The sequence below is a fragment of the Vibrio navarrensis genome (assembly GCF_015767675.1).
Taxonomy (GTDB): Bacteria; Pseudomonadota; Gammaproteobacteria; order Enterobacterales; family Vibrionaceae; genus Vibrio.
Window position 1 is genome coordinate 674787 of sequence record NZ_CP065217.1, and the last position, 26314, is coordinate 701100.

Genomic DNA, 26314 nt, shown 5'->3' on the forward strand with positions numbered 1-26314 from the left:
CGATGAGATTGGGTTGTTCTTTTTACTTATCTAGTTGTGAGATATTGCAAATGCTAAGAATTGCCAAAGAAGCGCTGACATTCGATGACGTACTGCTCGTGCCAGCACACTCCACCGTTCTCCCAAACACCGCTGATCTTCGTACTCAGCTGACCAAGAACATTACCCTCAATATTCCGATGATCTCTGCTTCTATGGATACTGTGACGGAAGCCCGTTTGGCTATCGCATTGGCGCAGGAAGGTGGCATTGGCTTTATCCACAAAAACATGTCAATCGAGCAGCAGGCCGCTGAAGTTCGCCAAGTGAAGAAGTTCGAAGCGGGCGTGGTGAGCGATCCGGTGACAGTGAGCCCTGACGCGACCATCGCGGATGTGGTGGCGCTTACGGAAAAACACGGTTTCGCTGGTTTCCCCGTGGTGACTGAGAGCAATGAGCTGGTGGGCATCATCACTGGTCGTGACGTGCGTTTTGTCACTGATCTTTCTAAGAAAGTTTCTTCTGTAATGACGCCAAAAGCGAACCTTGCAGCGGTCAAAGAAGGTGCGACTCGTGCAGAAGTGCAAGAAAAAATGCACGAAGCACGCGTAGAGAAAGTGCTGGTGGTGAACGATGAGTTCCAACTGACCGGCATGATCACCGCAAAAGACTTCCATAAAGCGGAGCGCAAACCGAATGCGTGTAAAGATGAGCGTGGTCGTCTGCGTGTTGGCGCTGCGGTTGGCGCAGGTGCGGGGAATGAAGAGCGTGTTGCTGCGCTGGTTGAAGCGGGCGTTGACGTGCTGCTGATTGATTCTTCACACGGCCATTCAGAAGGCGTGCTGCAACGTATTCGTGCAACTCGCGAAGCGTTCCCTCATCTTGATATTATCGGTGGCAACGTGGCAACGGCTGCGGGCGCAAAAGCATTGATTGAAGCTGGCGTAAGTGCAGTGAAAGTGGGCATTGGCCCCGGTTCTATCTGTACGACGCGTATCGTAACGGGTGTGGGTGTGCCACAGATCACTGCCATCGCCGATGCGGCTGAAGTGGCTAACCAATATGGGATTCCTGTCATCGCTGACGGCGGTATCCGCTTCTCTGGTGACATTTGTAAAGCGATTGCGGCGGGCGCTTCTTGCGTCATGGTCGGATCGATGTTTGCGGGCACTGAAGAAGCACCGGGTGAAGTGATTCTGTACAACGGTCGTTCTTACAAAGCTTACCGTGGCATGGGCTCTTTGGGTGCGATGTCTCAAGGTTCCTCTGATCGTTATTTCCAATCTGATAACGCAGCAGACAAGCTGGTTCCGGAAGGTATTGAAGGCCGCATCGCTTACAAAGGCCGCCTGAAAGAGATCGTTCACCAACAAATGGGCGGTCTGCGCTCAAGCATGGGTCTGACGGGAAGTGCCACCATCGAAGAGATGCGTACCAAAGCCGAGTTTGTGCGTATCACTGGTGCCGGTATGCAAGAGTCTCACGTTCACGACGTACAGATCACCAAAGAAGCGCCAAACTACCGTTTAGGCTAATCGCTTCGACAAGGATAAGCGCAACGTAAACGTTTGCTTTTTCCTTGAAGCATTGATGAGAGGCGGGTAGACTCGCCTCGTTTTCTTAACCAGCTTAAAAAAGACTGCCCAAAATGACTAAAAATATTCATGACCAACGTATTCTGATCTTGGACTTCGGTTCTCAGTACACTCAGCTTGTTGCGCGCCGTGTACGTGAAATTGGTGTTTACTGCGAGCTGTGGAGCTGGGATGTCGAAGAAGCGGATATTCGTGAATTCAATCCAGATGGCATCATTCTTTCTGGTGGCCCAGAGAGCGTAACGGAAGAGAACTCTCCGCGTGCGCCTCAATATGTATTTGATTCTGGTGTGCCTGTACTGGGTGTGTGCTACGGCATGCAAACTATGGCTGAGCAGCTCGGCGGTAAAGTGTCGACTTCGGATGAGCGTGAGTTTGGTTACGCTGCGGTCAAAGTGTCTGGCGAGTCGGCGCTGTTTAAAGACCTTGAACTGACTCAAGACGTTTGGATGAGCCACGGCGATAAAGTGATCGAGATCCCTGCGGATTTCGTTAAAGTCGGCGAGACAGACACTTGTCCTTACGCAGCTATGGCCAATGAAGAGAAGAAATACTACGGCGTTCAGTTCCACCCAGAAGTGACGCACACCAAAAATGGCCTACAAATGCTGGAGAACTTTGTTCTTGGCGTGTGTGGTTGTGAGCGTCTGTGGACCTCTGAATCGATCATCGAAGACGCCGTGGCGCGTATTAAAGAGCAAGTGGGCGATGATGAAGTTATCCTAGGTCTTTCAGGGGGCGTTGATTCTTCAGTGGTTGCCATGCTGGTTCACCGCGCGATTGGTGATCGCCTGACTTGTGTGTTCGTGGATAACGGCTTGCTGCGTTTGAACGAAGGCCAGCAAGTGATGGACATGTTCGGCGACAAGTTCGGTTTGAATATCATCAAAGTCGACGCTGAAGATCGTTTTCTTGATGCGCTTAAAGGCATTGATGAGCCAGAAGCGAAACGCAAAACCATTGGTCGTGTTTTTGTTGAAGTGTTCGACGAAGAGTCGAAGAAACTGAAAAACGCTAAATGGTTAGCTCAAGGCACCATTTACCCAGACGTGATCGAATCTGCGGCATCGAAAACGGGTAAAGCGCACGTGATCAAATCTCACCACAACGTGGGCGGTTTGCCAGATGACATGAAAATGGGGCTGGTTGAACCACTGCGTGAGCTGTTTAAAGATGAAGTGCGCAAGATTGGTTTGGAGCTAGGCCTGCCTTACAACATGCTTTACCGCCACCCATTCCCAGGTCCGGGCCTTGGTGTCCGCGTATTGGGTGAAATCAAGAAAGAGTACTGTGACTTGCTACGTCGCGCTGACGCTATCTTCATTGAAGAGCTACATGCGGCCGATCTGTACAACAAAGTCTCACAAGCGTTTACCGTGTTCCTTCCTGTGCGTTCAGTGGGGGTGATGGGCGATGGCCGTAAATATGACTGGGTTGTGTCGCTGCGAGCGGTGGAAACCATCGACTTTATGACCGCACATTGGGCGCATTTGCCGTATGAATTCTTGGGTAAAGTATCAAACCGCATTATCAACGAAGTGAATGGCATTTCTCGCGTTGTGTATGACATATCCGGCAAGCCGCCTGCGACCATCGAGTGGGAATAATGCTCCTTTAAGAAAGGTCTGGCATTAACAAGCACTAAATCATACTTAAGTCCGCGTAATTGCGGACTTTTTTGTTTGCCCAGCGAAGCTGGCAAACCCGTCGGGTTGAAAGAAACCTGAATCACCCCGACTGAGGGGAAGATAATCCGAATTGCAAGGGCGCTGCTGGCCAACGGCAGGGTCTGAAGGAAGCAATAGGAAGTTAACAGTACACAACGTAAGTGAACCTGCTTCGGCAGCGTAGGTGGGTAAGCGTCCGAAACATCGCGAAGCCCGATACTCAGTCAGACCTATGCTGTGCTTGAGGGTGGCATTGTTAACAGGGAGCCAGTGCAGTAACTGGGGAGGCCTGGTACCACATCCGGGCAAACGCCGGAAGCACGAGTACAAGGCGAAAACCAAGACTCGTGTTGGTGTGAGGTGGCAGCGGTCCGACGTCTCGGTGAATCCGTAGTACTGAGTAAGGCACGGCCTGAGAAGCCCAGTAATGGAGTGGAGGAGAAAACCGAGCTGACCATTAGCATCGCGTCTGATGGAGCACCGTTTTGCCAAAAGCAAACGAGTGCTGCGAAGGGAGGAAGTACACTTTAAGTCTGTGATGAGCAGATGTTTTTTTTAGTGGCACCCAAACCGATTCGCTATCGGGGTATTCCGGTGTGGTCACCTGTGGAAGCAGAAGACTGCAATGAGAAACCGTGCACGGGAGTAGCTTTGGCTCACTTTAGTCAATTGCCATTGAGCTAGAAAGCTAAACAGCAAAGTGAAACAAACCGACACTCAAGAAAGCATCCTGTCCCCACACAGCACACAACCCAAGGGAAGACGTTGAGAGTTTATTACAGCCTGTACGGTCACTTGCTCAATAAAGAGCGACTATACAGAGGATTTAAAAAGGTGTGGAAAGCGAAAGGCGCGGCCGGAATAGATAGGCAGAGCCTGAGCGACTTCGCCTCAAATCTGAGTGATAACCTTGACCAACTCCTCTCTGAACTCAAAACCAAGCAATACCAACCACAACCGGTCAGACGGGTAGAAATTGCGAAAGACGGCGGTGGAGTGAGATTGCTTGGCATCCCGACAGTTCGGGACAGAGTTGTCCAACAAACCCTAAACGACCTCTTAACGCCAATCTTCGAAGAGCAGTTCCATCCATCAAGCTTTGGATACCGCGACCGGGCTGCCTGACAGTATTATGAGTGCGATACACAAAGCTGTGCTCGAAGAGTTTGAGGAGAACAGCAGCCGTATTTGTGAGGATGATAGCGAATCCTCCTTAGAGAATCATATTAATGACCTGAAAAAGTTTGCACCGCGGTTCGGTGTGTCGGAGAAAACGTTGAATGACGCTGTTTCAGCCATCGAGGATCCGATAGGAGAAATCGAGGAGCAGAGCAGTAATGCTTCCCCGGTTACCTTTACGTCTTCGAAAAGCAGTGAAAGTGATAAGTTTGACGACATGGATCTTCGGGACCTGTTCATACCTCTCCTTGATCGTTAGTCTGGATTTTGAATATCAGGTCATTGCCTTTCGTTTAAAAAGCGAGTTTTCCTAGGTGTGGTATAGTTTATGGTATTTTTATATTTTCAGTTTGTAAGGGGTTGAAATATATTGGTTATTTTTTTTATTGATGATAGAGTTGGAGTGACTGGTACTGGCTGTCAACGGCAGGCTCTATGCCGACTGATAGATGGAATTACAGGGTGCCCTGCTCAACGTGCTAACCTGAGCCTGTAATAACTTCGCAAGGATGCAAACATGTTGCCGTTGCTGGTTTGCAGGGAAGCTAGCCCGAGTGTCGGCGCACCGCTGCATGTGCGCTATCGCCCGGAACGTACTCTCCTTTATCAACTTTCGGCTCGTGGCTTTATTGCGATTGTTGAACAGCAGCTGAGTCATAGCCAGTGGCTGGTCGGTGAGTACTACAGCATGGCCGACAGTATGCTGACGCCATTTCTCGATCACCTTGAGGGTATCCCAGTGCTGGATGAACAGGGGCCGATTATTGCGGCGGGATCAGTCTGTGCGGATTATTTACAGCGGGTCAGGGCCAGAAGCTCCGCTTGGGTGTTGGCGGAGTCTTGATATTTCTAATGCTTATATACATCTGCCATGAGTTATAGTTACTGGCAATTCAACATGGAGATTAGACAGTGACATTTGCTGATTTGTTCAAGCTAAATACGGAAGCAGCGGCACCGGTTATTCAAATCATCAGTCACGAAACCCTGCGGATTCGCGCCTGTTGCATTCAGGCAGCCACAGATCTGAGCAGAGACCTCTACATCTGGAACATGCCCCAGGGCTTGAGGAAATACGATTTTGAAGACAATTGCTGGGAGTCGGCGGATGAGGGGGAACAGCCTCAAGAAGTTCTCGAGTGGTTAGTGGATATCAGTGCAGGCGATGAAGAGCCTGACTTCATCCTGCTTCTGGAAGACTTCCATCATTTCCTTAACGAGCACACTCTGATCAGCCGCTTGCGTGCATTTGCGATCGCTGTTGCCAGCCGTGAAATCAATAACGTCACTGTTGTGTTATCCCAGCCCGCTCCTTTACTGCCTCCAGAATTGGAGAAAGAGGTACAGGTGATGGAAATGCCATTACCGGATACCGATGACCTCAAAACTCTGATGCGACAGGCCAAGCAGCGGTATGAGCTGGGCGACAGGGACTATCAAGAGTCATCCGCTCTGATCGAGTCTGCACTTGGTCTCTCAACCAGCGAAGCCCAACTGGCTTTCTCAAAGGCCGCTTGCCAGTTCAGACGTCTCACCGAATCTGAAATTCCTTTTATCGTTAAAGAAAAAGAGCAGGTGATTCGCAAGAGCGGACATCTGGAATACTTTCATCCAAAAGCCTCGCTCGATGATATCGGCGGCCTCGATAACCTCAAATCCTGGCTGAATCGCCGTCGCCAGTCGTTCACCAAAGACGCCCGTGATTTTGGTCTGGAAACTCCCCGAGGTGTATTACTGCTGGGATTGCCCGGCACGGGTAAAAGCCTCGCAGCCAAAGCGGTCGCTAATGCCTGGCAGCTACCTTTGTTGCGTCTGGACATGGGTAAAATTTACGGCGGTATTGTTGGTCAATCTGAGGCGAATATCCGCTCGGCCTTGCAAACGGCTGAGGCGTTGGCACCGAGTATTCTTTGGGTCGATGAAATCGAAAAAGGCCTGTCTGGCATGCAAAGCTCTGGCGCGACCGATGGCGGAACCACCTCTCGGGTGCTGGGCACCTTTCTTACATGGATGCAGGAAAAAGAAAAACCGGTGTTTGTGGTGGCGACCGCTAACCATATCGCCCAATTACCGCCCGAGCTGCTGCGTAAAGGCCGTGTCGATGAAATCTTCTTTGTGGACTTGCCGGTACAGCAGGATCGAAAAGATATTATCGAGATCCATCTGAAACGCCGTAATCGTCTCGAAGATTTTACGCAAGACGAATTGGATGAGCTGGCGATCGCCAGTAAGGGTTTTACCGGGGCTGAACTGGAAGAAGCCGTCAAGGAAGCCATGTTTCTGGCTTTTGATGAAGGTCACCAGTTAAACAAGGACGATATCCTCAAGGCCATTCAGGCCACCTCACCACTGTCTTTAACCATGGCAGAAATGATTAATGACACTCGCGCATGGGCCAAGGGGCGTGCCGTTGCTGCGAGTTCGGCCGAGCCTGAAATCCTAGATGTGTCCGCCAGTAAAAAACCACGTCTTAAACAAGAAGGCGAAAACCCGTTCGTCAAAAAATAATCAGGACTGCTTGTGATGGAAAACCCGTTTTTTACTGCCCTTGAACAACAAGGCTTCAAGGCTGCCACGCTGGCAAGCGAGACCAATAGTGTCCTGATGCCGTTTATGCATTACCTGAACAACAGCATCAAGGCACTGGAGAACAAGGAAGTCAGCTGTGAATGGAAGCCTGTTGCCAGTAAACGCTATCAGCTCAAGCCTGACAAACGTATCTGGCAACTGTTGCCAGTGAGCGAAATAGATGTTTTCGTCGGTAAGGAAGGCTGGTTTGAGATTCTTACTGTTGATGGTGAGTTACCTGATGCTGATTTTGACCCGGATGAAAAAGATCCGATTCAGCAAGGTAAAGGTAAAGGTCGGCGGGAGACAGAGATATCTGATGGTGGATATATCGCTTCAGCTTACCAACTGTATTTACCCAACCTTGAGTTGGATGACGATCCGATTTCATGGAGCGGTTATCAGCTGGAACTGCGTCCATTAGGTGTTCAGCTTGACCAGTTAGAGTCGGTTTATATCGACGGCCAGCCATGTAAGGTTTCGAAACAGGCTGGTGCTCGTCTGGCTCTGCAAGGCCATGTAAAAGCCAGCAGTAAACTGTCTATTGGCGGGCAAGACACGCCTTTCACCTGGATTAAAGGAATGGACGAATCCCGGCTTAAACAATGGCAAGCCAAATCCAATGGCAATGGTTGGCTGCTGTTTTCAGAGGTGCGTCCACAGCTGGATGGCCATAAGCTCGAAGACATTACAGATAAGCAACTGGCAGGGCTGAGTTGTGGTCACTTTCAAAGTCAGGGGCAATCCCTGCAAAGTGATCACTGGGAGTTACGTGTAGAAAGCAACAAGCAAACGCGAAGCCTGATACTGGAAAGCCGTACTAATCAAGAGTTCAAGGATACCGATTCTCTTATATGCCCAGTATTTCCAGCTCTTTGCTGGCAACTGGAAAAAGCGCGAGTCGAAGAAAAATGGATTCAGCTGTTCGAGAAGGAAGGTAGCGACGATACCGGCAAGTCCGATCTGGACTATTTCTTTGACGATAACCAGAACATCAAAATCCTCGATTCTACTCAAGGCAAATTTGATGATGGCTTCCGCGTACTCAAGGCTCGTCAGGATGAACGCCAGATCCTGCTGGCCAGGAATATCAAAGGCAAGAAAAACTGGAATAGCGAGTATCCATCCCAACACGGGAAGTCCCGCGAGATCCGCGTGAGCGTGGATACCAGCCAGCTCAAACGTCAGAAGGATGCCATCAACCAACTGATGAGCCGACCATCGGGTGGTCATTGGCCTTTGATTCAGATGTTGCAAAAGCGTGAGCAAACTCGTTGGCCAGACATTCCGACTGTACAAATCGTTGAATCCGAATGGAAAGTACTGACAGACCCGAACTTCGATGGCTGTGATCGTCAGCGCGAGTTTGTTACCAAAGCCTTGGCGAACGAAGATTTCACCATTCTGGATGGCCCTCCGGGTACAGGGAAAACCACCACAATTATTGAACTGATCATGCAACTGGTGTTGCAGGGTAAACGTGTTCTGTTGTCGGCTTCAACCCATGCAGCTATCAACAACGTGCTTGAACGCATCAAGGAAAATCCAGCGCTGTCAGCACAAATATTTCCGCTGCGCATCGGGGATGAAAACAACGCCATCGGTGTTGAAGAATTCCAGTTCGATAATCTGCTCAGCGGTCTTCAGAAAATCCAAGGGTGTGATCAGCTCAGCAAGCAGTTAATGGTGGATTCTTCCAATCTTGTTTGTGGGACCACCATAGGTATTCTGAGGCTGTTCAATGATCGCGAGGTGTCACTGGATACCGGCGAGCCACCGTTTGATGTGATGATTATTGACGAGTGCAGTAAAACCACCTTTCAGGAATTCCTGGTGCCTGCCCGCTTCGCCAAGCGCTGGGTCTTGGTGGGCGACGTGCGTCAGCTATCGCCGTTTACTGATCGTGAGCAAATTGTTGCCAACCTCGATAATCTGATGCTGGTTCCGCCCAAAGGCAAAACACCAGGTCAGAACCTTTCTGCAGCAGTCCAGCAAGCCTGTTTTCTTTTGGAAGAGCTGCGAGGCAATAATAAATCTCCGTATTCACAGCCAATGCTGGTGCCTGTTACACGTGACGTTGCAAACGCATTGCTTGCAGAAATTCGAACACGCACTTCACTGCCAAAACTTGCCAAGGGCCTGGATAACCTGTTGGTCGTAATGGCAAGAGAGGGACGTTATGCCGATCGCCATCAGCTTGGGCTGAAACAGATCCAGCAGAAGCCGGATCAACTGTATCGTCACAATCTTTGTTTCGTCGAAGAAGGTTGTCTGGGTGAGATTGCCCAATGGATTCCTGACGATATGTTGATTCTTCATCCCGATTGGTGCCACACCTCCCAAGCAGCGCAGCATAGAGTTTCGGGAACTGGCTGTAAGTCGTTCAAAGTTAAAACCTCTGATTACACGGATACCGTGCAGGTTCATAAGGAGCTACTCGACCGGATCGACAACACAAAATGGTCGGAAGAAGTGTGTTGGCGTCTGGAGCGCGAGTACTGGCTGCGGTTATCCGTCAACCAGGGGCAGAAAACCGGTTATCTGGAGGACACACTGGAACGGCTTTTCCCCAAGTCAGTATCAGCTGATGGCCGAATTCATGTACTCAAAAATATCGCTTTCCCGTCGATTCTTGAGGCGCTATCGGGGGATGGTCTGGTCAAACGCAAGAATGATGATCCAACGACCTTGAATCAGGGTTTTAATCCTTCTGAAAAATCCCAGCGCTATACGACGCTGACCTATCAGCATCGAATGCACCCGGATATTTCAGCATTTCCTCGGCAGCAGTTTTACACCAAAGGTGTTTTGGCCGATGGAGGCAAAACGACCTCCGACCGAGCCTGGAACTATCCGCAATATGACTCCCGAAATATCTGGCTGGACATTCGGGGAACCACATTACGAGGCAATAGTAACAAGCAGGAAGCACAGGCTCTGATGACTGAGCTGAAAGCGTTTTGTGATTGGGGACAAGGCAAAAGCAAAAACAAAAAAGGTGAACCCTTTGATGTAGCAGTTCTGACGTTCTACAAGGGCCAGGAAAAAGCCTTGCGGGAAGCCCTGCAGCAATTGCCAGGAAATACTAACCATTACGCACGATTTAATTACAAAGGCATATCGATCAAGTTGGCGACAGTGGACTACTTCCAGGGCCAGGAAGCGGATGTGGTGTTCCTGTCGATGGTGAATACCCATCGCGATGGCTTTATGGACTCACCCAATCGCCTTAACGTCTCCATTACCCGTGCCCGATATCAGTTAGTAATTGTTGGACATCATGAATATTTCTCTCAGCGCTCCCGTACGCTGGAACTTAAGAAACTTGCAGAATCCTGCCATGTTTCGACTGCAAGTAGCCAAAAACAGTCGCACCATCATGCAGGTAAGAAAGGGAAGTCTCATTAATGAGTGGCAATCAGAAAAACAGAATGAAGTCTTTAGCGGAATGTAAAGGGAATGCTCCAGCAGATGCTGCTAATCAATCCAGTCCCGGCAAACAGGCTGATGGCAAAACAGGCTCGCTAGCCTTAACGCTCATCAGAACCGTTCAGTTGAAACGTTATCCCATCATCGCGAGAGTTACGTTTTTACGGGAACGCCCCGATCTGGTGTCCTTGTTAAAGAGTATGCAAAACAATCCGGCCGATATGCCGCCTCGACTGAAGCAGTATCTAAAACAGGAAACGCTGTGGAACGAATCAGGCATTACAGATAAAGGCCAGCAAGTCATTGATAGTGGCCTGTTCGAAGCCAAAGAGCGCGGTCTTTACCATATCTGGTACACAGAGAACGACCCGCTTTTGGGGATTCATCCGACGTTTATTCAGAGGGATACAGCGTTCTTTGAACCCAATATGCAAAGCTGGAAAAAAGGATCTGACGCGGCTCGATCAAAATTCCGGGTAGATGACTCGTTACAATTGAGGGTTCTGGAGGAATCCTTTGTCGATCGCAACAAGACGGAACTGAAAAATATCAGTTTGCAGATCGTATCGCTTGAGCCGGAAGTGATTTGCTCTCCCGAGAAGTCAGCAGAGATTCATCTTGAATGGAGACTCGGCTTTTCAGCATCGCAGCTCAGCCTGAAAGGTCAGCTGGATATGTTGCAATTCAATCAGAATAAAACCAGCTCACGCCCCGAAACGTTGGAACTCTCCATTAATGATTTTGGTGATCGCCTGAACGATGTCATGGCGGCTATCGCTGGAGAATTCGACGGCCACTGGCTGCCTAAAGACCGTCGCTTGCAGAGTTCGCTGGAGTCGATTCAGCGTTATCCATCAGCAGTGCAGAAATTTCAGATCGGCAGTTTTAATCGCTCAGGTCTGACAACCGATATGGGTGAGTTTCAGTCGGTTCAGGCCAAACACATTCCCATTCAGCCACTTAACCAATCCGATGCTGAGAAATGGCAGCGTTTCTGGCTTGAAGACTTCTACAGCCGAAAATACCACTCATCGGCAGAGGCCCGTAAACAGCAGGCCGAATGGCTGGATCATATCGCCTTACATGATTTTGAACTGCCATTTAAAGAACAGCAGTCCTTGTTGTCTGAGCTATCACGCGAAAGTCAGCCACTGGCGTATTGGCATATTGCGGCGATGGCCGATCTGACTCCGTCCAAAAGCCGCAAGCTGCGCATGCCGCTCAGTCTGGTCAACGGTGATGTATTGGATCTCGATGAGCTGATCCAACAGTTGTCAGGAGGCGAATACATTAAACACATCATCTATTCAGATCGTTATGTACATACCTCACGTCAGAGCCGCAACCTGAGTTATGTGGCTGCTTATTTTTCTGATGCCGAAGGCTTGCTGTTGACGCTGGATAGGCAACATGGAAAAGAAGCAGAACTGCCAGCAAACTGGTCACGCGACATCCTGCACAAGCAAAATGATAACCACGGTCGCTACTGGATTCTGGTCGGTACGGAGCATACCTGGTGTTGGGAATACAACTGCGGGCTGGATTTTATTCGCGAGAATAGTGGGCTATTCATTGTTGATGGCTCACCGACCTTCACTCCGAAAGAGGTGGCAAAGCTGCCTCGATACTTGCAAGACCAGATCAATAACACCGCAGTGGAGGCTCTCTGATGACACGGATCGTACCTCGTCAGGAACAATTTCGAATCGATTACCAGAACGAGCATTTACCGGCGTTGTTCAGCAAGCAGGCGTCTGATGCAGACTTCAGTAGCGCTTTGCCGATGTTGAATAGTGAGTTTCTCAGCCGGATTATCTCCATGGCTCGTCTGACCCTGATGATTGCCTGTGAGCAACTGAAAGACGAATCGCTGATTCAGGCCATCAAAGAGCAGGCAGAAAAAGGCATTCGTATTTATCTGCTGCTGGGCGAGAAAAACGCCAACAAGGTTGCAATTGACGTGTTGTCTGGCCGCTGCCTTATTCGCACTGGTGTGAGCCAGAAAGGTGCTCTGATGGTGGTGGATCACACCACTACTCAGGCTCAAGGGTTGCTGTTGATGTCTGGTCAGCATCTGGTATCTGCTGATCAGCCTGTCTGGGGAATCCAGCTGGAGCGTCAGCAGATCGATGACAGTTTTCGTAGCTTTTGCAAACTGTTCTGGGAAAATAGCAATGAGGAATACCTGCGACAGAACCAGCAACAATCCAGCGTTCAGCATCCGGATGGCGCGGTCGTTACCAACCACTCCCATCAGCTATGCGGCACCTTAAACGATTGCCTGAGAGATACCCTGAAACAATTACAAGCGGCAACTCATTCCAGCTTTAGTGCTTCCGGTGATGGCTGGCGTTTGTTGCTGAGCCTTCAATCGCGAGATATAAAAAATAAGGCACGTACCGGCGTAGCCTTGACAGAGCGTCCGATCCCGTCGCTGTTGTTATCGAACGATGGCAACTGGTTATTGCCAGATGAAACCGACTTTGCTGCTGCCAACTGGTGCTTAAAGTTATCTGCACAGCAAAGCCAAAAACTTGAACAAGCCTACGATCAGGCCTTTGAAGAGGCTGCATGGCAGTATAAAGATGCAACTTTGATTCTCGAATGTGCTGATCAACAGCTACTTCGTTTCGCTGACCAACCGGGTCTGGAACATTTGGTTGAGGTGGTTCGTGAAATTGAACTTGAGGATATCAACACTCAGGACATTGACAGCTTCCTGAATGATGAAGCCGAACTGCTTGCATCCGGAGTGACTGGTTTGCAACGTAGTCATCTTGCCCACTTTATTGATTATGACGTGGTGGTGCATCCGCCCTACTGTCCTCAGTCTGCAAAGCCGGATGCCTTGTATCAGGCCTGGGAAAATGCAGAAAAAGATTGGCAGCAACGTCTTGAAGTGCTCACTAATGCCCAGTCCAAAATCGACCAACAGCAAGCAAGTATCGCTGACAAGTTAAGAGGCTTTATCAAGGGGTTCTTACTCGGGCAGGGACAATCGGTGAAATCCCTGAATCTGGAAATAGACACCCTTAAGAATTGGTCTGTCACCAAGGCTACACCGGCTGAGCGAGAGCTGCATCGCCAGCAATTAGAGTCCTTGCAGGATAAAATTCGCAAGCGTGGTTCCGACACTGATCAGGAGTTGGATAAAGCCGAGCAAAACCAGCGCTGGGAACTGCAGCGTGACAATCTGAAAGCCGAACAGATGAAAAAGAGCGACTTGTCCCAACAGGTGTTGTCAGCTCTCGAACAGCTGAAAAAGAACAAAACCGAGGCCACTTTTCAGGTTGAGCAAAAATTCAGAGCTAGCTGGATCTCGGCTGCCGAAAGGCTGACAGATCAGCAGCTGAATGACATCGAAGTCAACGGCATCCAACCTGAACAGTTTTTTGCAGAAGCTTTGCCTGAACCTCAGGCGGCACCAAAAGACGCTGTTGAGCCGGAAAAGCAGGCTCGACAGGAGGCTATTCAACAAGCCAAAGCCAGACGTGAAGAATTAACACAACAGGCTCGCCAGGCCTGTATAAAAGCCAGACGAGAAGCTCTGCAGTCGATGGATGTGGGTCAGGCTAACAATTGGAAAACATCCATTAAAGAGAAACCCTGGAAAAAGCATTACAGCGCTTTTGAGCGCTGCTTGGCTGATCATGAACAAGGCGTGAAGAAAATCGAGCGTGATATCCATGAGGCTCAAAAAGCACTGGATAACAGCAGAACCGAACAGGAACGAGCAGAAAAGGCACTGAATGAACACGGTTCATCGTTTGTGTATCAGCCGAAACAAGCATCCGATGCCTTTGCCAAACAGCTCGGTCTGAAAGGTAATACAGCTGTTGAAAACCAATTCCAGTGGCCATCAGAAGAACTGCCTGCCAATGGTACAGAGTTACGTAAGTATCAGCAGAATCGTTATCTGGTGGTATTTGATACCGATCAGATCGAGCAAGCCTGTCGAGATGCAGAACGCCTGAAAGCTCAACTTGTGTGTGACAAGGAGTCCGCCAATGCCTGAACAGAAAATTACCCTGACGATTGATGACGACGGAGCCATTAGCGCCAAAACCAGTGGATTCAAGGGCGAAAGCTGTCTAGAAGCGCTGGATGAACTGCTGAATCTGAACGGTGTCGTCAGCAGCGTCAAAAAGACCGATGAGTATCATCAGCAGCAGACCCAACAAACGAATCGGGCTCAGTCTCTCAAGGGGAAGTCCTGATGAGTGCCGTAATCAAAACAGTTACGCCATTTGTAATTGAAGAAGTGCTGATGGAAGCATTGCAGACTGTTGGAGCAGAACCAAAAAAAGTCACTTCGAATGAGGTTGGCCTGGTTCAGCGCAATCGACTTCAGGTTGGGGATATTCTAACTAATCGCAGTGATTACAACGGCCGTCAGCTGTTTCGATTTGAGCGAGATCGCTGGGTGATGATGCATGATTCAGATGAGTATAGTGCACTTACCGTCGGTCGCTATTCGGAAAAGGGTTATACCAAGGTTTCAAAATTCCTGAATGATGTTAGCGGTGCTTATGAATCTGCTTATGGAATGCATCTGGAAAAACTGGCTGAGCAGGAACGAATCCGCCTTGAGGAAGAACGTAAAGCGAGGGTTGAAACTACTCGCCAGCAAGCCATTGCCAAGGCCAAAGCCCAGGGTTACTCAGTTAAGGAAACTACCAACAGCAAAGGCCAGATTCAGTTGGTACTGACCCGTATGGTGTAGTTATGCGACAGGACTATGGTGAGTACTTTAACGTTGCGCATATTGAACCAGAAAGCCATATATATGGCCCTGGTAAACGTTACGTTATTTGGCTTCAGGGTTGTTCGTTAGCTTGTGAAGGATGCTGGAATCAGCAGATGTGGTCATTTGAGCCTGAACAATTGATACATCGGGAGCAATTATTGGATGACATTCTTCAATATAGGGATATTGATGGCATAACCCTACTTGGAGGTGAGCCTCTACAACAGGCACCAAACACACGTTGGTTATTAAGTTCTATTAGGCGCTCCTCGGGCTGCTCGACGGTTTTATATACCGGTTTTACGTATAGTGAGCTAGTAAAGCGCAAGGATTGGGCATTGCTCAGAGAACATTGTGACTTGATGATAACCGGTCGCTACTCTTCTTCTTTAAGGAATACGAATCTTCGTTGGAGGGGCTCGTCAAATCAGGAATTAATTTACCTGGCGGGGGGCAGAATTCCTCTGGAGCCGCCAGAAGACGCTAACGAGGTCGAAGTCATTATTGATGAAAATGCTGCTATCAGAGTTCTTGGTTACCCGGACAGCGGCTTTTTCGGGACTTTAATAGATTCAGAGTAACTTGGATTTGTCTAGCTTGACTTTCAGCTCCTGGGTGTTGAAGTCGGCATCTGTTGCCAGCCAGGCCCGGGCCTGTTGCAGGTCTGCCAAAGGGTTGATGGTTGCCAGTTGTGCTGTCAGCCACTCGAGCATGGCTGCTGCAATGCACTGGTGACGACCTTCAAGCGGGCTGGCGTGTTGTTCGGCGATGGCGACAAAGGAATCCAGTGATGCCAGTAACAGCCGGACATTCGCGGCCGTCGACTGCACCGGCCCGTGGTGGGTCAGGTACATAAAGTTGGGTTCAAGTGCAACCAGCAGTTCGATGCTCGCACGAGTGGCGAACGGGTCTAAGTGCACCGGTGTGGTGGTGACAAACAACAGGTTTTCGCCCGCAGGCGAGTCAAACACCTTGTAGGAAATGCTGTGACTGCTGCTGTCGTGAACACAGAAATGGTCTTTAGCGTGTCTGGGGCATCTCAATATGCAGCATCTTGGCGAAAGATGCTTTGTAAAAGCCGCCCGAGGCCTCCTAGTTGAGCGGGATGTTTGTGATGGTAATGCGGGTGAGTTGGCCATCTGAAGATGCTAATCCGACATCTTGAGCGTTTTTACGATGCATGGCATTTTTCATGGTTTTTTGATTGAATTTTTCTTCAAGGTATTGTTTTATAATTTATTTATTGTTCTATTGATAATGGAGTTGGAATAATCCTCACGAGGTATTTTCGACAAACCCTGAGCTGTGTCTCAGGTTTTTTTTATCAGCGGATCTCCCATTCTGTTGGTTTTGGAACAGGGCAGGCATAAGCGATGTCGTAGGATGTTGTGCGGTTTTCATCTCATCAAAATGACTCGCATTTCTCGTGTTTACCCGCATTTGTTACTGCCGAGTTTATCGATAACGGTCTAATCTGCTGAGTAAATTCACTGTGTAGAGTAGAGGATAAAACGATGAACATCTCCCATCTGTCGCTGTTGATTGGCTGCGCACTGGCGGCTGGAGCGCAGGCCGCGATGACTATTCAACCCGACCCGCAAAATGCCAATGGCTATTTGGTTTCGCGCGCAGAGTTGCAAGCGGCGGAACAAGCCAAAACGGCCAATCCCATGTATGCGATTTGGTCGCAAGCCCTGCAAACACGCCCCAACTCCGTGGTCGAAGCGATAGAGCCGGGGGCCAGCAGCAATCCAGAAAACGTGAAACGAGTCGAACGTGTTTTCCCGCAAAGTGAGTGGGATTTCTTAACCCAGATGGCGGCGCCGGAGTACACTTACACCCGTTTTTTGCGTGCCGTGGGTAAGTTTCCTGCTTTTTGTGGGGAGTACAATGATGGGCGAAACGCGGATGCGATTTGTAAACGGTCCATCGTGACCGCTTTTGCTCACTTCTCTCAAGAGACTGGTGGCCACATTGCCAAAGACAATGTTTCAGATAACCCTTTAGCTTTGGAAGAGTGGCAACAAGCGTTGGTGCATGTGCGTGAAATGGGCTGGTCTGAAGGTCAAGCGGGTTACACGACAGGCTGTGGTCAAAACGATTGGCAGAATCAGCGCTGGCCGTGTGAAGCCGGTCAAGGCTATTTTGGTCGCGGCGCTAAGCAGCTCTCTTATCATTTCAATTACGGCGCATTTTCCGAAGTGATGTTTGACGGCGATGCGACGGTACTACTGAAAAATCCTGCGCTGGTGGCGGACTCTTGGCTCAATTTGGCCTCGGCAATCTGGTTTTTCTTAACCCCGCAGGCCCCAAAACCCGCTATGCTGCACGTGATTGATCGCACTTGGGTTCCGTCGCAGCGTGAAATTGATGCTGGGATTGGCTATGGCTTTGGCACCACCATCAATGTGATCAATGGCGGGATTGAGTGCGGCGAGCAGAACAAAAACAAAGGCCAGCCAGTGAACCGTATTCGTTATTGGGAAGGATTGGCGGAGCATTATCAGATCCCGATTGAAGCTGATGAGAAAAACACCTGCTGGCAACAAACGCCGTACGGCAGCCTCAATCTCAATGGTGCGACTGATGTGTTGTACACCAACTGGGATGGTAACTGGAAATATTATGCAGATCGCCCCGGAGGCTATTCGTTCGAGTGTGAGTTAGTCGGCTTTCAAACGGCGTACTCGGCTTTGGTGCCCGGAGACTACGAAAAATGCGTGAGTAATTTTTATGGCTCGCACGCCAGCTGGCCGCAAGTACGAGTGGTGGATAAACTCGATCCGGTCGACCCTGGAACTGATCCGGGCGGCAATGGTTGGGAAAGCGGTAAAGTTTACCTAGCGGGCGATCTTGTGACTTACCAAGGCGCGACCTATAAAGCGAAATGGTGGACTCAAGGGGACGAACCAAGCAAAGGTGGCCCATGGGAGCTAGTGGCGGGAACACCATCGGAGCCTACGCCAACACCAGATCCGGTTCCCACGCCGGATCCGACTCCAGATCCAACCCCAACACCGGACCCAATTCCCGATCCGACACCGATTCCAGACACGTTTGTGCAGTGGGAACCGGGAGCAAGCCAAGTGGCCAATGGTGACAAAGTGAGGTACAACGGAAAATGTTTTGTGGCCAAAAATGGCCCGGGCGTATGGGAAACCCCGACGCAGTCCAACTGGTTCTGGGATGAAATATCCTGTCAGTAAAAGAAGTTAGCCAAAGAGGCTCTGCATGCGCGGGGCCTCTCTTTTTTACTGGCTTTATCTGGAAACTTAGTTTGCACTTTCGCCTTCTATCTTTTATCCAAGGCTCAATTAAAATCCGCGCGTAATTTTTATCAACATTTTTGAAAGGTAAGTGCCGATGTCTACTAAACTGGCTAACCCAGCGCCACTCGGTTTGATGGGTTTTGGTATGACCACCATCCTGCTGAACATCCATAACGCAGGTTTTTTCCCAATCGACTCTATGATTCTGGCAATGGGCATCTTTTACGGTGGTCTGAGCCAGGTGATCGTCGGCATCATGTGCTTTAAACGTGGCGACACGTTTGGTACGACTGCCTTCACCTCTTACGGTCTTTTCTGGCTAACTTTAGTCGGTTTGATCGTGATGCCAAAAATGGGTCTGCCAGCCAGCCCAGCACCATTCATGGGGTGGTACTTGGCGCTATGGGGGATTTTCACTGGTTTCATGTTCATCGGTTCTCTGTGCTACCCAACGGCGAAGCAAGTGGTATTCGGCTCACTGACTATCCTGTTTGCGCTATTGGCTGCACGTGATTTCACCGGCAGCGAACTGATCGGCACCATCGCTGGTTTCGAAGGTATTTTCTGTGGCGCAAGTGCGGTTTACTTTGCGATGGCGCAAGTGCTGAACAACGAATACGGCCGCACTATTCTGCCAATCGGTGAGAAGAAAGCACCAGCAGTGAAAGCGCAAGAGCTTGCTGCTTAAGCTGAAAATTTTGGGAACAGTTAAAAGGGGTTAGCCAGTGGCTAACCCCTTTTTTAGTACCCCTTAGGGAATACTGCTTTTTATTATTGTGTGATGTTGTGTGTTGCACTTCCGTAGAAGTTAGAGTGAAGGCTGCTCTACAGCGCGGGTGGTTTTCTCATCCGCTTGTGGTGCTTGACCAGTTTTACGCTTGTACTTCTCTTCCCAGTAAGTCGCACCTGTAATGCCGAGTTTGACCGGGTTAAAGATAAACTCTGTCACGCCTTGCTTTTGTTGTTCTTCATAGTCTTGCAGCGCTTTGAGAGCGGGTTTAGACATGAAGAAGATGATCAGAATACCAACAATGTTGAGCCATGCCATTAGGCCTACACCGACGTCACCCATTGCCCAAGCTAAGTCTGCGGTTTTCACCGTGCCGTAGAACACCACAGAGATCAATACCACTTTCAGAACAAACATCAGGCCATCGACTTTAAAGGTGCGACGGATGTAAGCGATGTTGGTTTCAGCGATGTAGTAGTAAGCCAAAATAGTAGTAAAGGCAAAGAAGAACAGTGCAATGGCGATAAATGGTTTACCGACGCCAGGTAGCGCGCTTTCAATCGCCATCTGCGTATAGACAGGGCTGTTGGCAGCGATGTCTGCGGCAATGTTTTGTACCAAGAAACCTTCTGCACCGTGTACGTTGTACGCACCAGTAATCAGGATCATAAACGCGGTTGCCGAACACACTAGCAGTGTATCAATGTAGATAGAGAAAGATTGCACCAGACCTTGCTGCGCAGGGTGCTCAACACTGGCCGCAGCGGCTGCGTGAGGGCCCGTACCTTGGCCAGCTTCGTTCGAGTAAACACCACGTTTTACCCCCCAGCCAATGGCCGCACCAATACCAGCCATTGGTGTGAACGCATCACCGACGATCATGGCAACAATACGTGGTACTTCACCTATGTTGAGTAGGATAATGACGAATGCTGTGATGACGTACGCCAATGCCATGAAAGGCACCACCACCTGAGTAAAGCTGGCAATACGTTTTACCCCACCGAAGATAATGAAAGCGAGGATGACTGAAATAACCGTACCAGTGAAAATTTTCGCAAAACTGAAGGTACCGATAGCGGTGTCAATCATATCACCTGAACCAAATGCCGCTTCAACCGCATTGCCGATGCTGTTGGACTGCACGCCCGGTAGCAGCACACCACAGGCAAAAATGGTCGAGATAGCGAAAACCCACGCATACCACTTCTGTCCCATGGCTTTTTCAATGTAGTAAGCTGGACCACCGCGGAACTCGCCGTTGTCTTCTTCTTTGTAGATTTGTGCCAAAGTGGATTCTGCATACGCGGTTGCCGCGCCGAAAAACGCCACGACCCACATCCAGAAGACCGCACCCGGGCCACCGAAGCCGATGGCGGCAGCAACGCCGGCAATGTTACCTGTACCCACACGACCAGACAGTGAAACGGCGAGTGCTTGGAAAGAAGAGATACCTTTGGTGGAACTTTTGCCAGAAAGAAGCAAACGCCACATTTCAAAGAAATGACGAACTTGCACAAAGCGCGTCATGATGGAGTAGAACAGACCTGCGCCCAAGCACAGATAAATGAGTGCTGGGCTCCAAATTATTCCATTCAGAAAATCAACGAATGACTGCATGAGTATTTTCCCTGTTGTGTGTTTGTAGTGTTTGTTTTGAGTGTTTTCTGCTCGGTATATTAATCTTTTTGTAACTCAAATGTTAACCAAAATATCTACAAACTGTCAGGTTCGTGATTGTGAACACAAAATGCTAACAAGATGTTAAAAATAGGTCGGGTTTGCCGAAATTGATAAAAGGGAAGAGGTTTTAATAGATATTGCGGATAAATGCAGAATAATGCATTGGAGTGACCGTCAGATCAGGCGTCTGAGTGTCACTGCAATTAGTCAGGATGTTAGAGTGATCTGCTGTTAACTGGCGTAACGGAAGTAATCTAAGCCAGAAATGGGCTTTTGCTGTGCGTCGCTAATCACTTGCGCCAGCAGGTGTCCAGAGCCGCACGCCATGGTCCAGCCAAGTGTTCCGTGTCCGGTATTGGTGTAAAGGTTTTCTATCGGTGTGCGGCCAATCAGTGGCGTACCATCAGGCGTCATTGGGCGAAAGCCCGTCCAAAATTCGGCTTTAGTAAAATCACCGCAGTGTGGGAAGAGATCTTTCATCACCATCGCAATCGTTGCTTTGCGCTTTTCAGGAATGGCGGGATCAAATCCAGCCAACTCTGCCGTACCCGCGACGCGGATTCTGTCGTCAAAGCGCGTCAGCGCCACTTTATAGGTTTCGTCCATCACAGTAGATACAGGGGCTTGCTGCGCATCGCTGATTGGCACCGTCAGCGAGTAGCCTTTGACCGGATAAACCGGAATGTCGATGCCTACGGTCGCCAAAAGCGAGGTGGAGTAACTGCCCATGGCTACCACGTACACGTCGGCTTGCAAATCGCCTTGGTCAGTGGTGACGGCGACCACCTGATTGCCTTCAGTTTTCAGCGCTTGAATTTGCGTGTTGAAAGAGAACGTCACCCCGTGGGCTTTCGCCAGTTCCGTCATTTGTTGGCAAAAGAGATAGCAATCGCCCGTTTCGTCATCAGGCAGGTATAAACCGCCAGTCAGCTTGTCACTCACTGCGGCAAGCCCGGGCTCTTGCTTGATGCACTGTTCTACGCTCATACGTTGAAAGCGAGTGCCACTTTGTTCAAGCAGTGCAATGTCCTTTTCTATCGCTTTGAGCTGTTTTTGATTGCGAAAGACTTGCAGCGTGCCTTGCTGACGGCCTTGATACTCAATGTGGTGTTCTTGACGCAGCGCACTCAGGCACTCTCTGCTGTGATTGGCGATGCCGAGCATACGCGCTTTGTTGATTTGGTAGCGGCTGAGCTGGCAGTTGCTTAGCATTTGCGTCGCCCACTTGAACAGTTGCGGATCGAGCGATGGCTTAATTTTTAGTGGCGCGTGTTCTTCCAGCAGCCAACGGATGGCTTTTTGCGGAATGCCCGGCGCGGCCCAAGGTGAGGAGTAGCCATAGGAAATTTGTCCGGCATTAGCAAAGCTGGTCTCTTCACCGCTGCGTGACTGCCTATCAACCACGGTCACTTGATAGCCTGCTTTTTGCAGGTACCATGCACTCATTAAACCCACGATACCGCTGCCTAATACCACTGCTTTCATCGACGCTCTCCTCGTTAGAAACAGCGTGAGTTTCCATTGTTTACAAGCCAGTAACAATCGATATAAATTAATCGCAGCTTATAGAAAAACTAAACGCAGAATGACGACATTAATCAAAAGTAGCCACCTTGCCGCACTCTACACCTTTGTCGAAGTGGGAAAACATACCAGCCTGACAGCGGCTGCCAAACAGTTATGCTTAACCACTGGGGCGGTGAGTCAGCAACTTCTCCAGTTGGAACAGCAACTTGGTTTTAGTTTATTTGAACGGCACTCGCGTGGTATTCGCTTCACCGACAAAGGCCGGCAACTGCATCAGTGTGCCAGTGTGCACTTAGGTGAAATCGAGGCGGAAGTGGGGCGTTTGCGTCAAGAGCAGGGGCGAGCGCAAGAAGTGCGCCTCAAGTTGACGCCGTCATTTGCTTTCAAATGGTTAGTGCCAAAGCTGGACAGTTTTCATCAGCAATATCCGGAAATTCAGATCCAAATTTTCGCCGAAGGGGCGCTGGTTAACAGTGACACCCGAGATTTTGATCTGGCGATCGATTACCGCCCTCATCCCTATCGTCACCCTAATGCCGAATTGCTGTTGGATGAGTCTTTGTTGCCGGTGATGAGTGGCAAATATTTGCACGCTCACCCTTGGCTGAGCAAGACCAATTACACCCAACAAGAGTGGGCCAGCGTGGTGCTGCTGCATGATGCCATGCCGTGGGAAAAAGCGGCCCGCGATTTTGAATGGCTCAGTTGGGTGGCCGATCGGCGTTTGGATCTACCGACCGATCGTGGCCATTTCTTTAACCGTACCGATATGGCGATGTCGGCGGCTGAGGCGGGCGTTGGCATTGCCATGGCACGCATGGCGCTGATTGACAACGAACTGGAGAGCGGTCGTTTGGTCTCTCCCTTTCAGCCGATCAAAGCCAACGCGGGTTACTACTTGATCCGCAATAGCGAGAACGACAGCACGGCGTCGTTTATCGCGTGGCTCAAACGGCAAATTCATAATTGAGTTGAAACTCAATAAGGGGCATCTACACTTAGTCTGACAGCGAAAGTGCGTATCCGCGCTTTTCGTTTGACACAACGAGGCAGCAAAATGAAGTCAGATAAAGGCCGATGCCGCTATCAAAATCCTGATGGCTGGTGCTGCGATCAACCCAGTGGTGAGTCGAGCCTCTGTTATTGGCACGATCCCGAGATAGATAAAAGCAACGACGATGTAAAATCTCAGGTTGAGCAATGGGCAGCAGAAGGTAAACCTTTAGACGGATTTCAGTTGGCAAAAACAAATTTGGCGGATCTTAATTTGGTCAATCGTGGCAGCAAAGTGGGTTACCAGTGCCGTGAGGCCGATTTTTACCGTGCCGATCTCAGTGATGCGCATTTTTTTGGCTTAGATCTGCGCGGCTCGTCGTTGATGAAGTGCAAACTGGTCAGCGCCAATTTGCATTGCGCGCGGCTAGAAGGGTGCAATCTACTCGGTGCGGATCTTTCGCGAGCACGGCTGGAAAACATCGATTGGGGCAGCGAGCTCAAGCAGGAGCGTCAAGCTCGGGAAGCCAAGCAAAAGGGCGATCTGCACAAAGCCGAATCGCTTTGGCAGGAAGTGGAAGAGGTGTGCCGTGGCATTCGTAAGCAGTGTGAAAAGCAGGGCTTATTTGAAACGGCTGGGATGTTTTTCAAAAAAGAGATGCGTTTTCGCCGCTATCAAATGCCGAAAATGAGCATGCAACGTGTTCTTTCCAAGCTGGTGGATATTTTTTGTGGTTACGGTGAAGATCCTTTGCGTGTGGTGCTGTTTTCTATCTTCCTCATTTTGGCTTGCGCCAGCGCTTATTTCTTTCTCGATACCACTTCTGCCAACCCGATTTACGCCGACATGACGGGCTGGAAGTTCTATCTGTTTGAGTTTTTGAACGCGGTCTATTTTAGTGTCGTGACCTTCACCACTCTCGGTTATGGCGATATTTCACCAGTTGGAATGGCGCGCTTTATCGCGGCCCTCGAAGCCTTCCTCGGCAGCTTCACCATGGCGCTGTTTGTGGTGGTATTTGTCAAAAAGATGACCCGATAACCGGCGTGCGGATGATCTTTTAGACATTACGGCGCTTTTTGAGTAAGGCGTAGAGCATGAAAGCAAACAGCACCGCGGTGGCAAACCAGACGATGAGGCGATGGCCTGCATAGAACTGGCTTATTTGCGTTAAATGCTCAAAGGCATAATGGGTGATAAGGCCAAACACAGTCACCCAAATGGTGGTGGCGAGTAAGTTGCCCAGTAAGAACTCCTTGAGTGGCATTTTTGCGACGCCACACGCTAACGGCATAAACTGCTTCATCCCTTCGATAAAACGACTAACTACCAAACAGGCCGGACCGTATTTTTGAATGGCATTTTGCAGTTTGCGAAACTTGTTGCCTGAGATGTAGCCTTTCTTATCCAACCACTCTTCAAAATAGTAGCCAAGCAGGTAGCCCAGAGTATTACCAGTAAAGCAGCTGAGCCAAGAAACCAACATCACCGCCGGAAAGCTCATCACTTGCTGCGCAGAGAGGATCGAGGCAGCAATCATCAAGGATTGTCCGGGCATCGGCACGCCAATGCCTTCAAGAAAAATACTGACGATCAAGGCAAGATAGCCGTACTGTTCCAGAAGGGGTTGCATGACAAGAAGCAGTTGATTGAGCTGTTGCAAGTTGGATATCCGCTTGGAGAAACGCTGATCTTTAATAGCGCTGTTCGAGTAAAGAATCAACGCTTACGGCATCGGCAAGCTGGAAATTGACATAACCCTGATAGAAATGGTTCGCCAAGTTAGGTGTGACAAGTATTGAGATCATCGTAGGCCAAAAGCGTTGGGAACCCTATGGTTCAATTGCTTTTGGAACATGGCAAACCAAATGCTGAGTAAAAGTAACCCGACTTAGTGTCGGGTTGCTTTTATATAACTTTTCTTATGTAAAATCAGAGCTTTGATTGCGCTCGATTCAGTCGATCATGCACCGCTGACCAGCTTTCGTCCATCGGTGGTCTTTCTACCCAAATTTCCTCGCAGCCCCACTTGTCTGCCTCATCAAGTGTGCGGTAGAGCGCGTGAGCGTAGTCTGCTACCGATCCCGGCATTTGTTTCGCTTTGATATTGGCGTGATTCTCAAATGGCGAATAGTGCAAATAGGCGATCTTGTCATTGGCTAAGTGAATCAGTTCGCTCGCATCAACCAAACGTACCCGCGTATTTGGCTGGTAGTGGCTGGTTACGTTACCAGGTACGGCAACCGTGTGGTTCACTGGTGAACTCACCTCTTCGCCTAACGTGGCCGATAGCTGCGCGGCGGAGATTGGCCCGGCTCGCAAAATGCGAAATGGCTTTTCGGTCAGATCGACAATCGTAGATTCAAGGCCGTGAGCACAGTCACCGCCATCGAGGACAGCGGCAATTTTGCCGCCCAGCGAGTTGATGACGTGCTGCGCAGAGGTTGGGCTGAGCTTTTTATAAGGGTTGGCCGAAGGCGCTGCGACGGCCATTCCCGACGATTGCAGCAAGGTGGCAAACACCTGATGGGCAGGCATTCGGATACCAATGGTTTCTAAGCCTCCCGTCACCACTGGAGTCACGTGAGCGGCTTTTTTCAGCAGCAGAGTTAGTGGACCGGGCCAGTAAGCTTGTGCGAGTACATAAGCTTCTTCAGGGATCTCGACAGCCCAATCCGTCAATTGTTCAACTTGGCCAATATGCACGATCAACGGGTGATCAGCCGGTCTTCCTTTCGCGGCAAAAATCTTCTTAACGGCTTCTGGGTTGGTGGCATCCGCCGCCAGACCATAAACCGTTTCAGTCGGGATTGCGACCAGCTCACCTTGAGCAAGCAGCTCTTTAGCCTGGTCGATCTCTTTTTGCTCAGCGGCAGAAAGATAAAGCGTGTTCAATGTGACTTCCTCTGGGGCGGCCTAATACGAAGGCCCGATAACAATCTTACCC

20 protein-coding genes and 1 pseudogene are annotated in these 26314 nt (G+C 49.8%); 16 read left to right on the top strand and 5 right to left on the bottom strand.

The window, feature by feature from the left end; translation table 11 throughout:
- The first annotated feature begins 50 nt into the window (after positions 1–50).
- The 12 genes and pseudogenes from guaB to I3X05_RS03035 all read left to right on the top strand — a co-directional run bounded on the left by guaB (position 51) and on the right by I3X05_RS03035 (position 15745).
- Entirely contained in the window at positions 51–1514 is a 1464-nt protein-coding gene (gene guaB, locus I3X05_RS02980) for an IMP dehydrogenase (protein WP_039424315.1), read from the top strand.
- A 113-nt stretch (positions 1515–1627) separates the two neighbouring features.
- The gene (gene guaA / locus I3X05_RS02985; protein WP_045570583.1) at positions 1628–3181 is read left to right on the top strand and encodes a glutamine-hydrolyzing GMP synthase; all 1554 of its coding nucleotides are present in this window, start codon (positions 1628–1630) and stop codon (positions 3179–3181) included.
- Between the two features lie 825 nt (positions 3182–4006).
- Positions 4007–4351, top strand: a pseudogene (locus tag I3X05_RS02990) (group II intron reverse transcriptase/maturase); the annotation flags it as partial.
- Entirely contained in the window at positions 4341–4679 is a 339-nt protein-coding gene (locus I3X05_RS02995) for a hypothetical protein (RefSeq protein WP_337971202.1), read from the top strand. The pseudogene I3X05_RS02990 and the gene I3X05_RS02995, both read left to right, overlap by 11 nt.
- 258 nt (positions 4680–4937) lie before the next feature.
- Positions 4938–5264 carry a glutathione S-transferase C-terminal domain-containing protein gene (locus tag I3X05_RS03000; protein ID WP_045570580.1) on the top strand — a complete coding sequence of 109 codons (327 nt, stop codon included), beginning with the start codon at positions 4938–4940 and terminating at the stop codon, positions 5262–5264.
- Between the two features lie 68 nt (positions 5265–5332).
- Positions 5333–6928, top strand: a complete 1596-nt coding sequence (locus tag I3X05_RS03005) for an AAA family ATPase (protein WP_045570579.1) — start codon at positions 5333–5335, stop codon at positions 6926–6928.
- Between the two features lie 15 nt (positions 6929–6943).
- Complete coding sequence (locus I3X05_RS03010; protein ID WP_045570578.1) at positions 6944–10396, top strand: AAA domain-containing protein; 3453 nt, start codon at positions 6944–6946, stop codon at positions 10394–10396.
- Positions 10396–12087: a hypothetical protein gene (locus I3X05_RS03015; RefSeq protein WP_045570577.1), complete on the top strand. Its 1692-nt coding sequence runs from the start codon at positions 10396–10398 to the stop codon at positions 12085–12087. The genes I3X05_RS03010 and I3X05_RS03015 overlap by 1 nt, the downstream gene beginning before the upstream one ends.
- The gene (locus I3X05_RS03020; protein WP_045570576.1) at positions 12087–14432 is read left to right on the top strand and encodes a hypothetical protein; all 2346 of its coding nucleotides are present in this window, start codon (positions 12087–12089) and stop codon (positions 14430–14432) included. The genes I3X05_RS03015 and I3X05_RS03020 overlap by 1 nt, the downstream gene beginning before the upstream one ends.
- Complete coding sequence (locus I3X05_RS03025; RefSeq protein ID WP_045570575.1) at positions 14425–14634, top strand: DUF2997 domain-containing protein; 210 nt, start codon at positions 14425–14427, stop codon at positions 14632–14634. Before I3X05_RS03020 ends, I3X05_RS03025 begins: the two co-directional genes overlap by 8 nt.
- On the top strand, positions 14634–15140 hold the full coding sequence (locus I3X05_RS03030) for a hypothetical protein (RefSeq protein ID WP_045570574.1): 507 nt from the start codon (positions 14634–14636) through the stop codon (positions 15138–15140). The genes I3X05_RS03025 and I3X05_RS03030 overlap by 1 nt, the downstream gene beginning before the upstream one ends.
- A gap of 2 nt (positions 15141–15142) precedes the next feature.
- Positions 15143–15745, top strand: a complete 603-nt coding sequence (locus tag I3X05_RS03035) for a 4Fe-4S cluster-binding domain-containing protein (RefSeq protein ID WP_052702554.1) — start codon at positions 15143–15145, stop codon at positions 15743–15745.
- Here I3X05_RS03035 and I3X05_RS03040 read toward each other — a convergent pair.
- Complete coding sequence (locus I3X05_RS03040; RefSeq protein ID WP_052702553.1) at positions 15737–16135, bottom strand: hypothetical protein; 399 nt, start codon at positions 16133–16135, stop codon at positions 15737–15739. The genes I3X05_RS03035 and I3X05_RS03040 overlap by 9 nt on opposite strands.
- 543 nt (positions 16136–16678) lie before the next feature.
- Between I3X05_RS03040 and I3X05_RS03045 the strand changes: the two genes are divergently transcribed.
- Positions 16679–18370 (top strand): chitinase, encoded by a 1692-nt coding sequence (locus tag I3X05_RS03045; RefSeq protein ID WP_193157950.1) that lies wholly within the window; start codon positions 16679–16681, stop codon positions 18368–18370.
- Between the two features lie 157 nt (positions 18371–18527).
- Positions 18528–19121 carry an acetate uptake transporter gene (locus I3X05_RS03050; protein ID WP_039424320.1) on the top strand — a complete coding sequence of 198 codons (594 nt, stop codon included), beginning with the start codon at positions 18528–18530 and terminating at the stop codon, positions 19119–19121.
- Between the two features lie 120 nt (positions 19122–19241).
- Here I3X05_RS03050 and I3X05_RS03055 read toward each other — a convergent pair whose 3' ends face one another.
- Entirely contained in the window at positions 19242–20783 is a 1542-nt protein-coding gene (locus I3X05_RS03055; protein WP_045570572.1) for an alanine/glycine:cation symporter family protein, read from the bottom strand.
- Between the two features lie 294 nt (positions 20784–21077).
- Positions 21078–22331 carry a D-amino acid dehydrogenase gene (locus I3X05_RS03060; RefSeq protein ID WP_193188152.1) on the bottom strand — a complete coding sequence of 418 codons (1254 nt, stop codon included), beginning with the start codon at positions 22329–22331 and terminating at the stop codon, positions 21078–21080.
- Positions 22332–22431: 100 nt separating this feature from the next.
- On the opposite strand from I3X05_RS03060, the gene I3X05_RS03065 reads away from it, so the two are divergent.
- Positions 22432–23343, top strand: a complete 912-nt coding sequence (locus tag I3X05_RS03065) for a LysR substrate-binding domain-containing protein (protein WP_193188154.1) — start codon at positions 22432–22434, stop codon at positions 23341–23343.
- An 87-nt stretch (positions 23344–23430) separates the two neighbouring features.
- Positions 23431–24408, top strand: coding sequence for an ion channel (locus I3X05_RS03070; RefSeq protein ID WP_337970951.1), 978 nt, complete (start codon positions 23431–23433; stop codon positions 24406–24408).
- 19 nt (positions 24409–24427) lie between these two features.
- Here I3X05_RS03070 and I3X05_RS03075 read toward each other — a convergent pair whose 3' ends face one another.
- Together I3X05_RS03075 and I3X05_RS03080 are read right to left on the bottom strand one after the other, a co-directional pair.
- Positions 24428–25030: a DedA family protein gene (locus tag I3X05_RS03075; protein ID WP_226972832.1), complete on the bottom strand. Its 603-nt coding sequence runs from the start codon at positions 25028–25030 to the stop codon at positions 24428–24430.
- A 269-nt stretch (positions 25031–25299) separates the two neighbouring features.
- Positions 25300–26262 (bottom strand): L-threonylcarbamoyladenylate synthase, encoded by a 963-nt coding sequence (locus I3X05_RS03080; protein ID WP_045570568.1) that lies wholly within the window; start codon positions 26260–26262, stop codon positions 25300–25302.
- Positions 26263–26314: the final 52 nt, after the last annotated feature.

Coding starts and splice junctions, on each gene's coding strand:
- I3X05_RS03015 (WP_045570577.1), top strand. CDS start 10,396: ATGAGTGGCAATCAGAAAAACAGAATGAAGTCTTTAGCGGAATGTAAA.
- I3X05_RS03025 (WP_045570575.1), top strand. CDS start 14,425: ATGCCTGAACAGAAAATTACCCTGACGATTGATGACGACGGAGCCATT.
- I3X05_RS03045 (WP_193157950.1), top strand. CDS start 16,679: ATGAACATCTCCCATCTGTCGCTGTTGATTGGCTGCGCACTGGCGGCT.
- I3X05_RS03055 (WP_045570572.1), bottom strand. CDS start 20,783: ATGCAGTCATTCGTTGATTTTCTGAATGGAATAATTTGGAGCCCAGCA.
- I3X05_RS03065 (WP_193188154.1), top strand. CDS start 22,432: ATGACGACATTAATCAAAAGTAGCCACCTTGCCGCACTCTACACCTTT.
- I3X05_RS03035 (WP_052702554.1), top strand. CDS start 15,143: ATGCGACAGGACTATGGTGAGTACTTTAACGTTGCGCATATTGAACCA.
- guaB (WP_039424315.1), top strand. CDS start 51: ATGCTAAGAATTGCCAAAGAAGCGCTGACATTCGATGACGTACTGCTC.
- I3X05_RS03050 (WP_039424320.1), top strand. CDS start 18,528: ATGTCTACTAAACTGGCTAACCCAGCGCCACTCGGTTTGATGGGTTTT.
- I3X05_RS03060 (WP_193188152.1), bottom strand. CDS start 22,331: ATGAAAGCAGTGGTATTAGGCAGCGGTATCGTGGGTTTAATGAGTGCA.
- I3X05_RS03020 (WP_045570576.1), top strand. CDS start 12,087: ATGACACGGATCGTACCTCGTCAGGAACAATTTCGAATCGATTACCAG.
- I3X05_RS03070 (WP_337970951.1), top strand. CDS start 23,431: ATGAAGTCAGATAAAGGCCGATGCCGCTATCAAAATCCTGATGGCTGG.
- I3X05_RS03000 (WP_045570580.1), top strand. CDS start 4,938: ATGTTGCCGTTGCTGGTTTGCAGGGAAGCTAGCCCGAGTGTCGGCGCA.
- I3X05_RS03010 (WP_045570578.1), top strand. CDS start 6,944: ATGGAAAACCCGTTTTTTACTGCCCTTGAACAACAAGGCTTCAAGGCT.
- guaA (WP_045570583.1), top strand. CDS start 1,628: ATGACTAAAAATATTCATGACCAACGTATTCTGATCTTGGACTTCGGT.
- I3X05_RS03030 (WP_045570574.1), top strand. CDS start 14,634: ATGAGTGCCGTAATCAAAACAGTTACGCCATTTGTAATTGAAGAAGTG.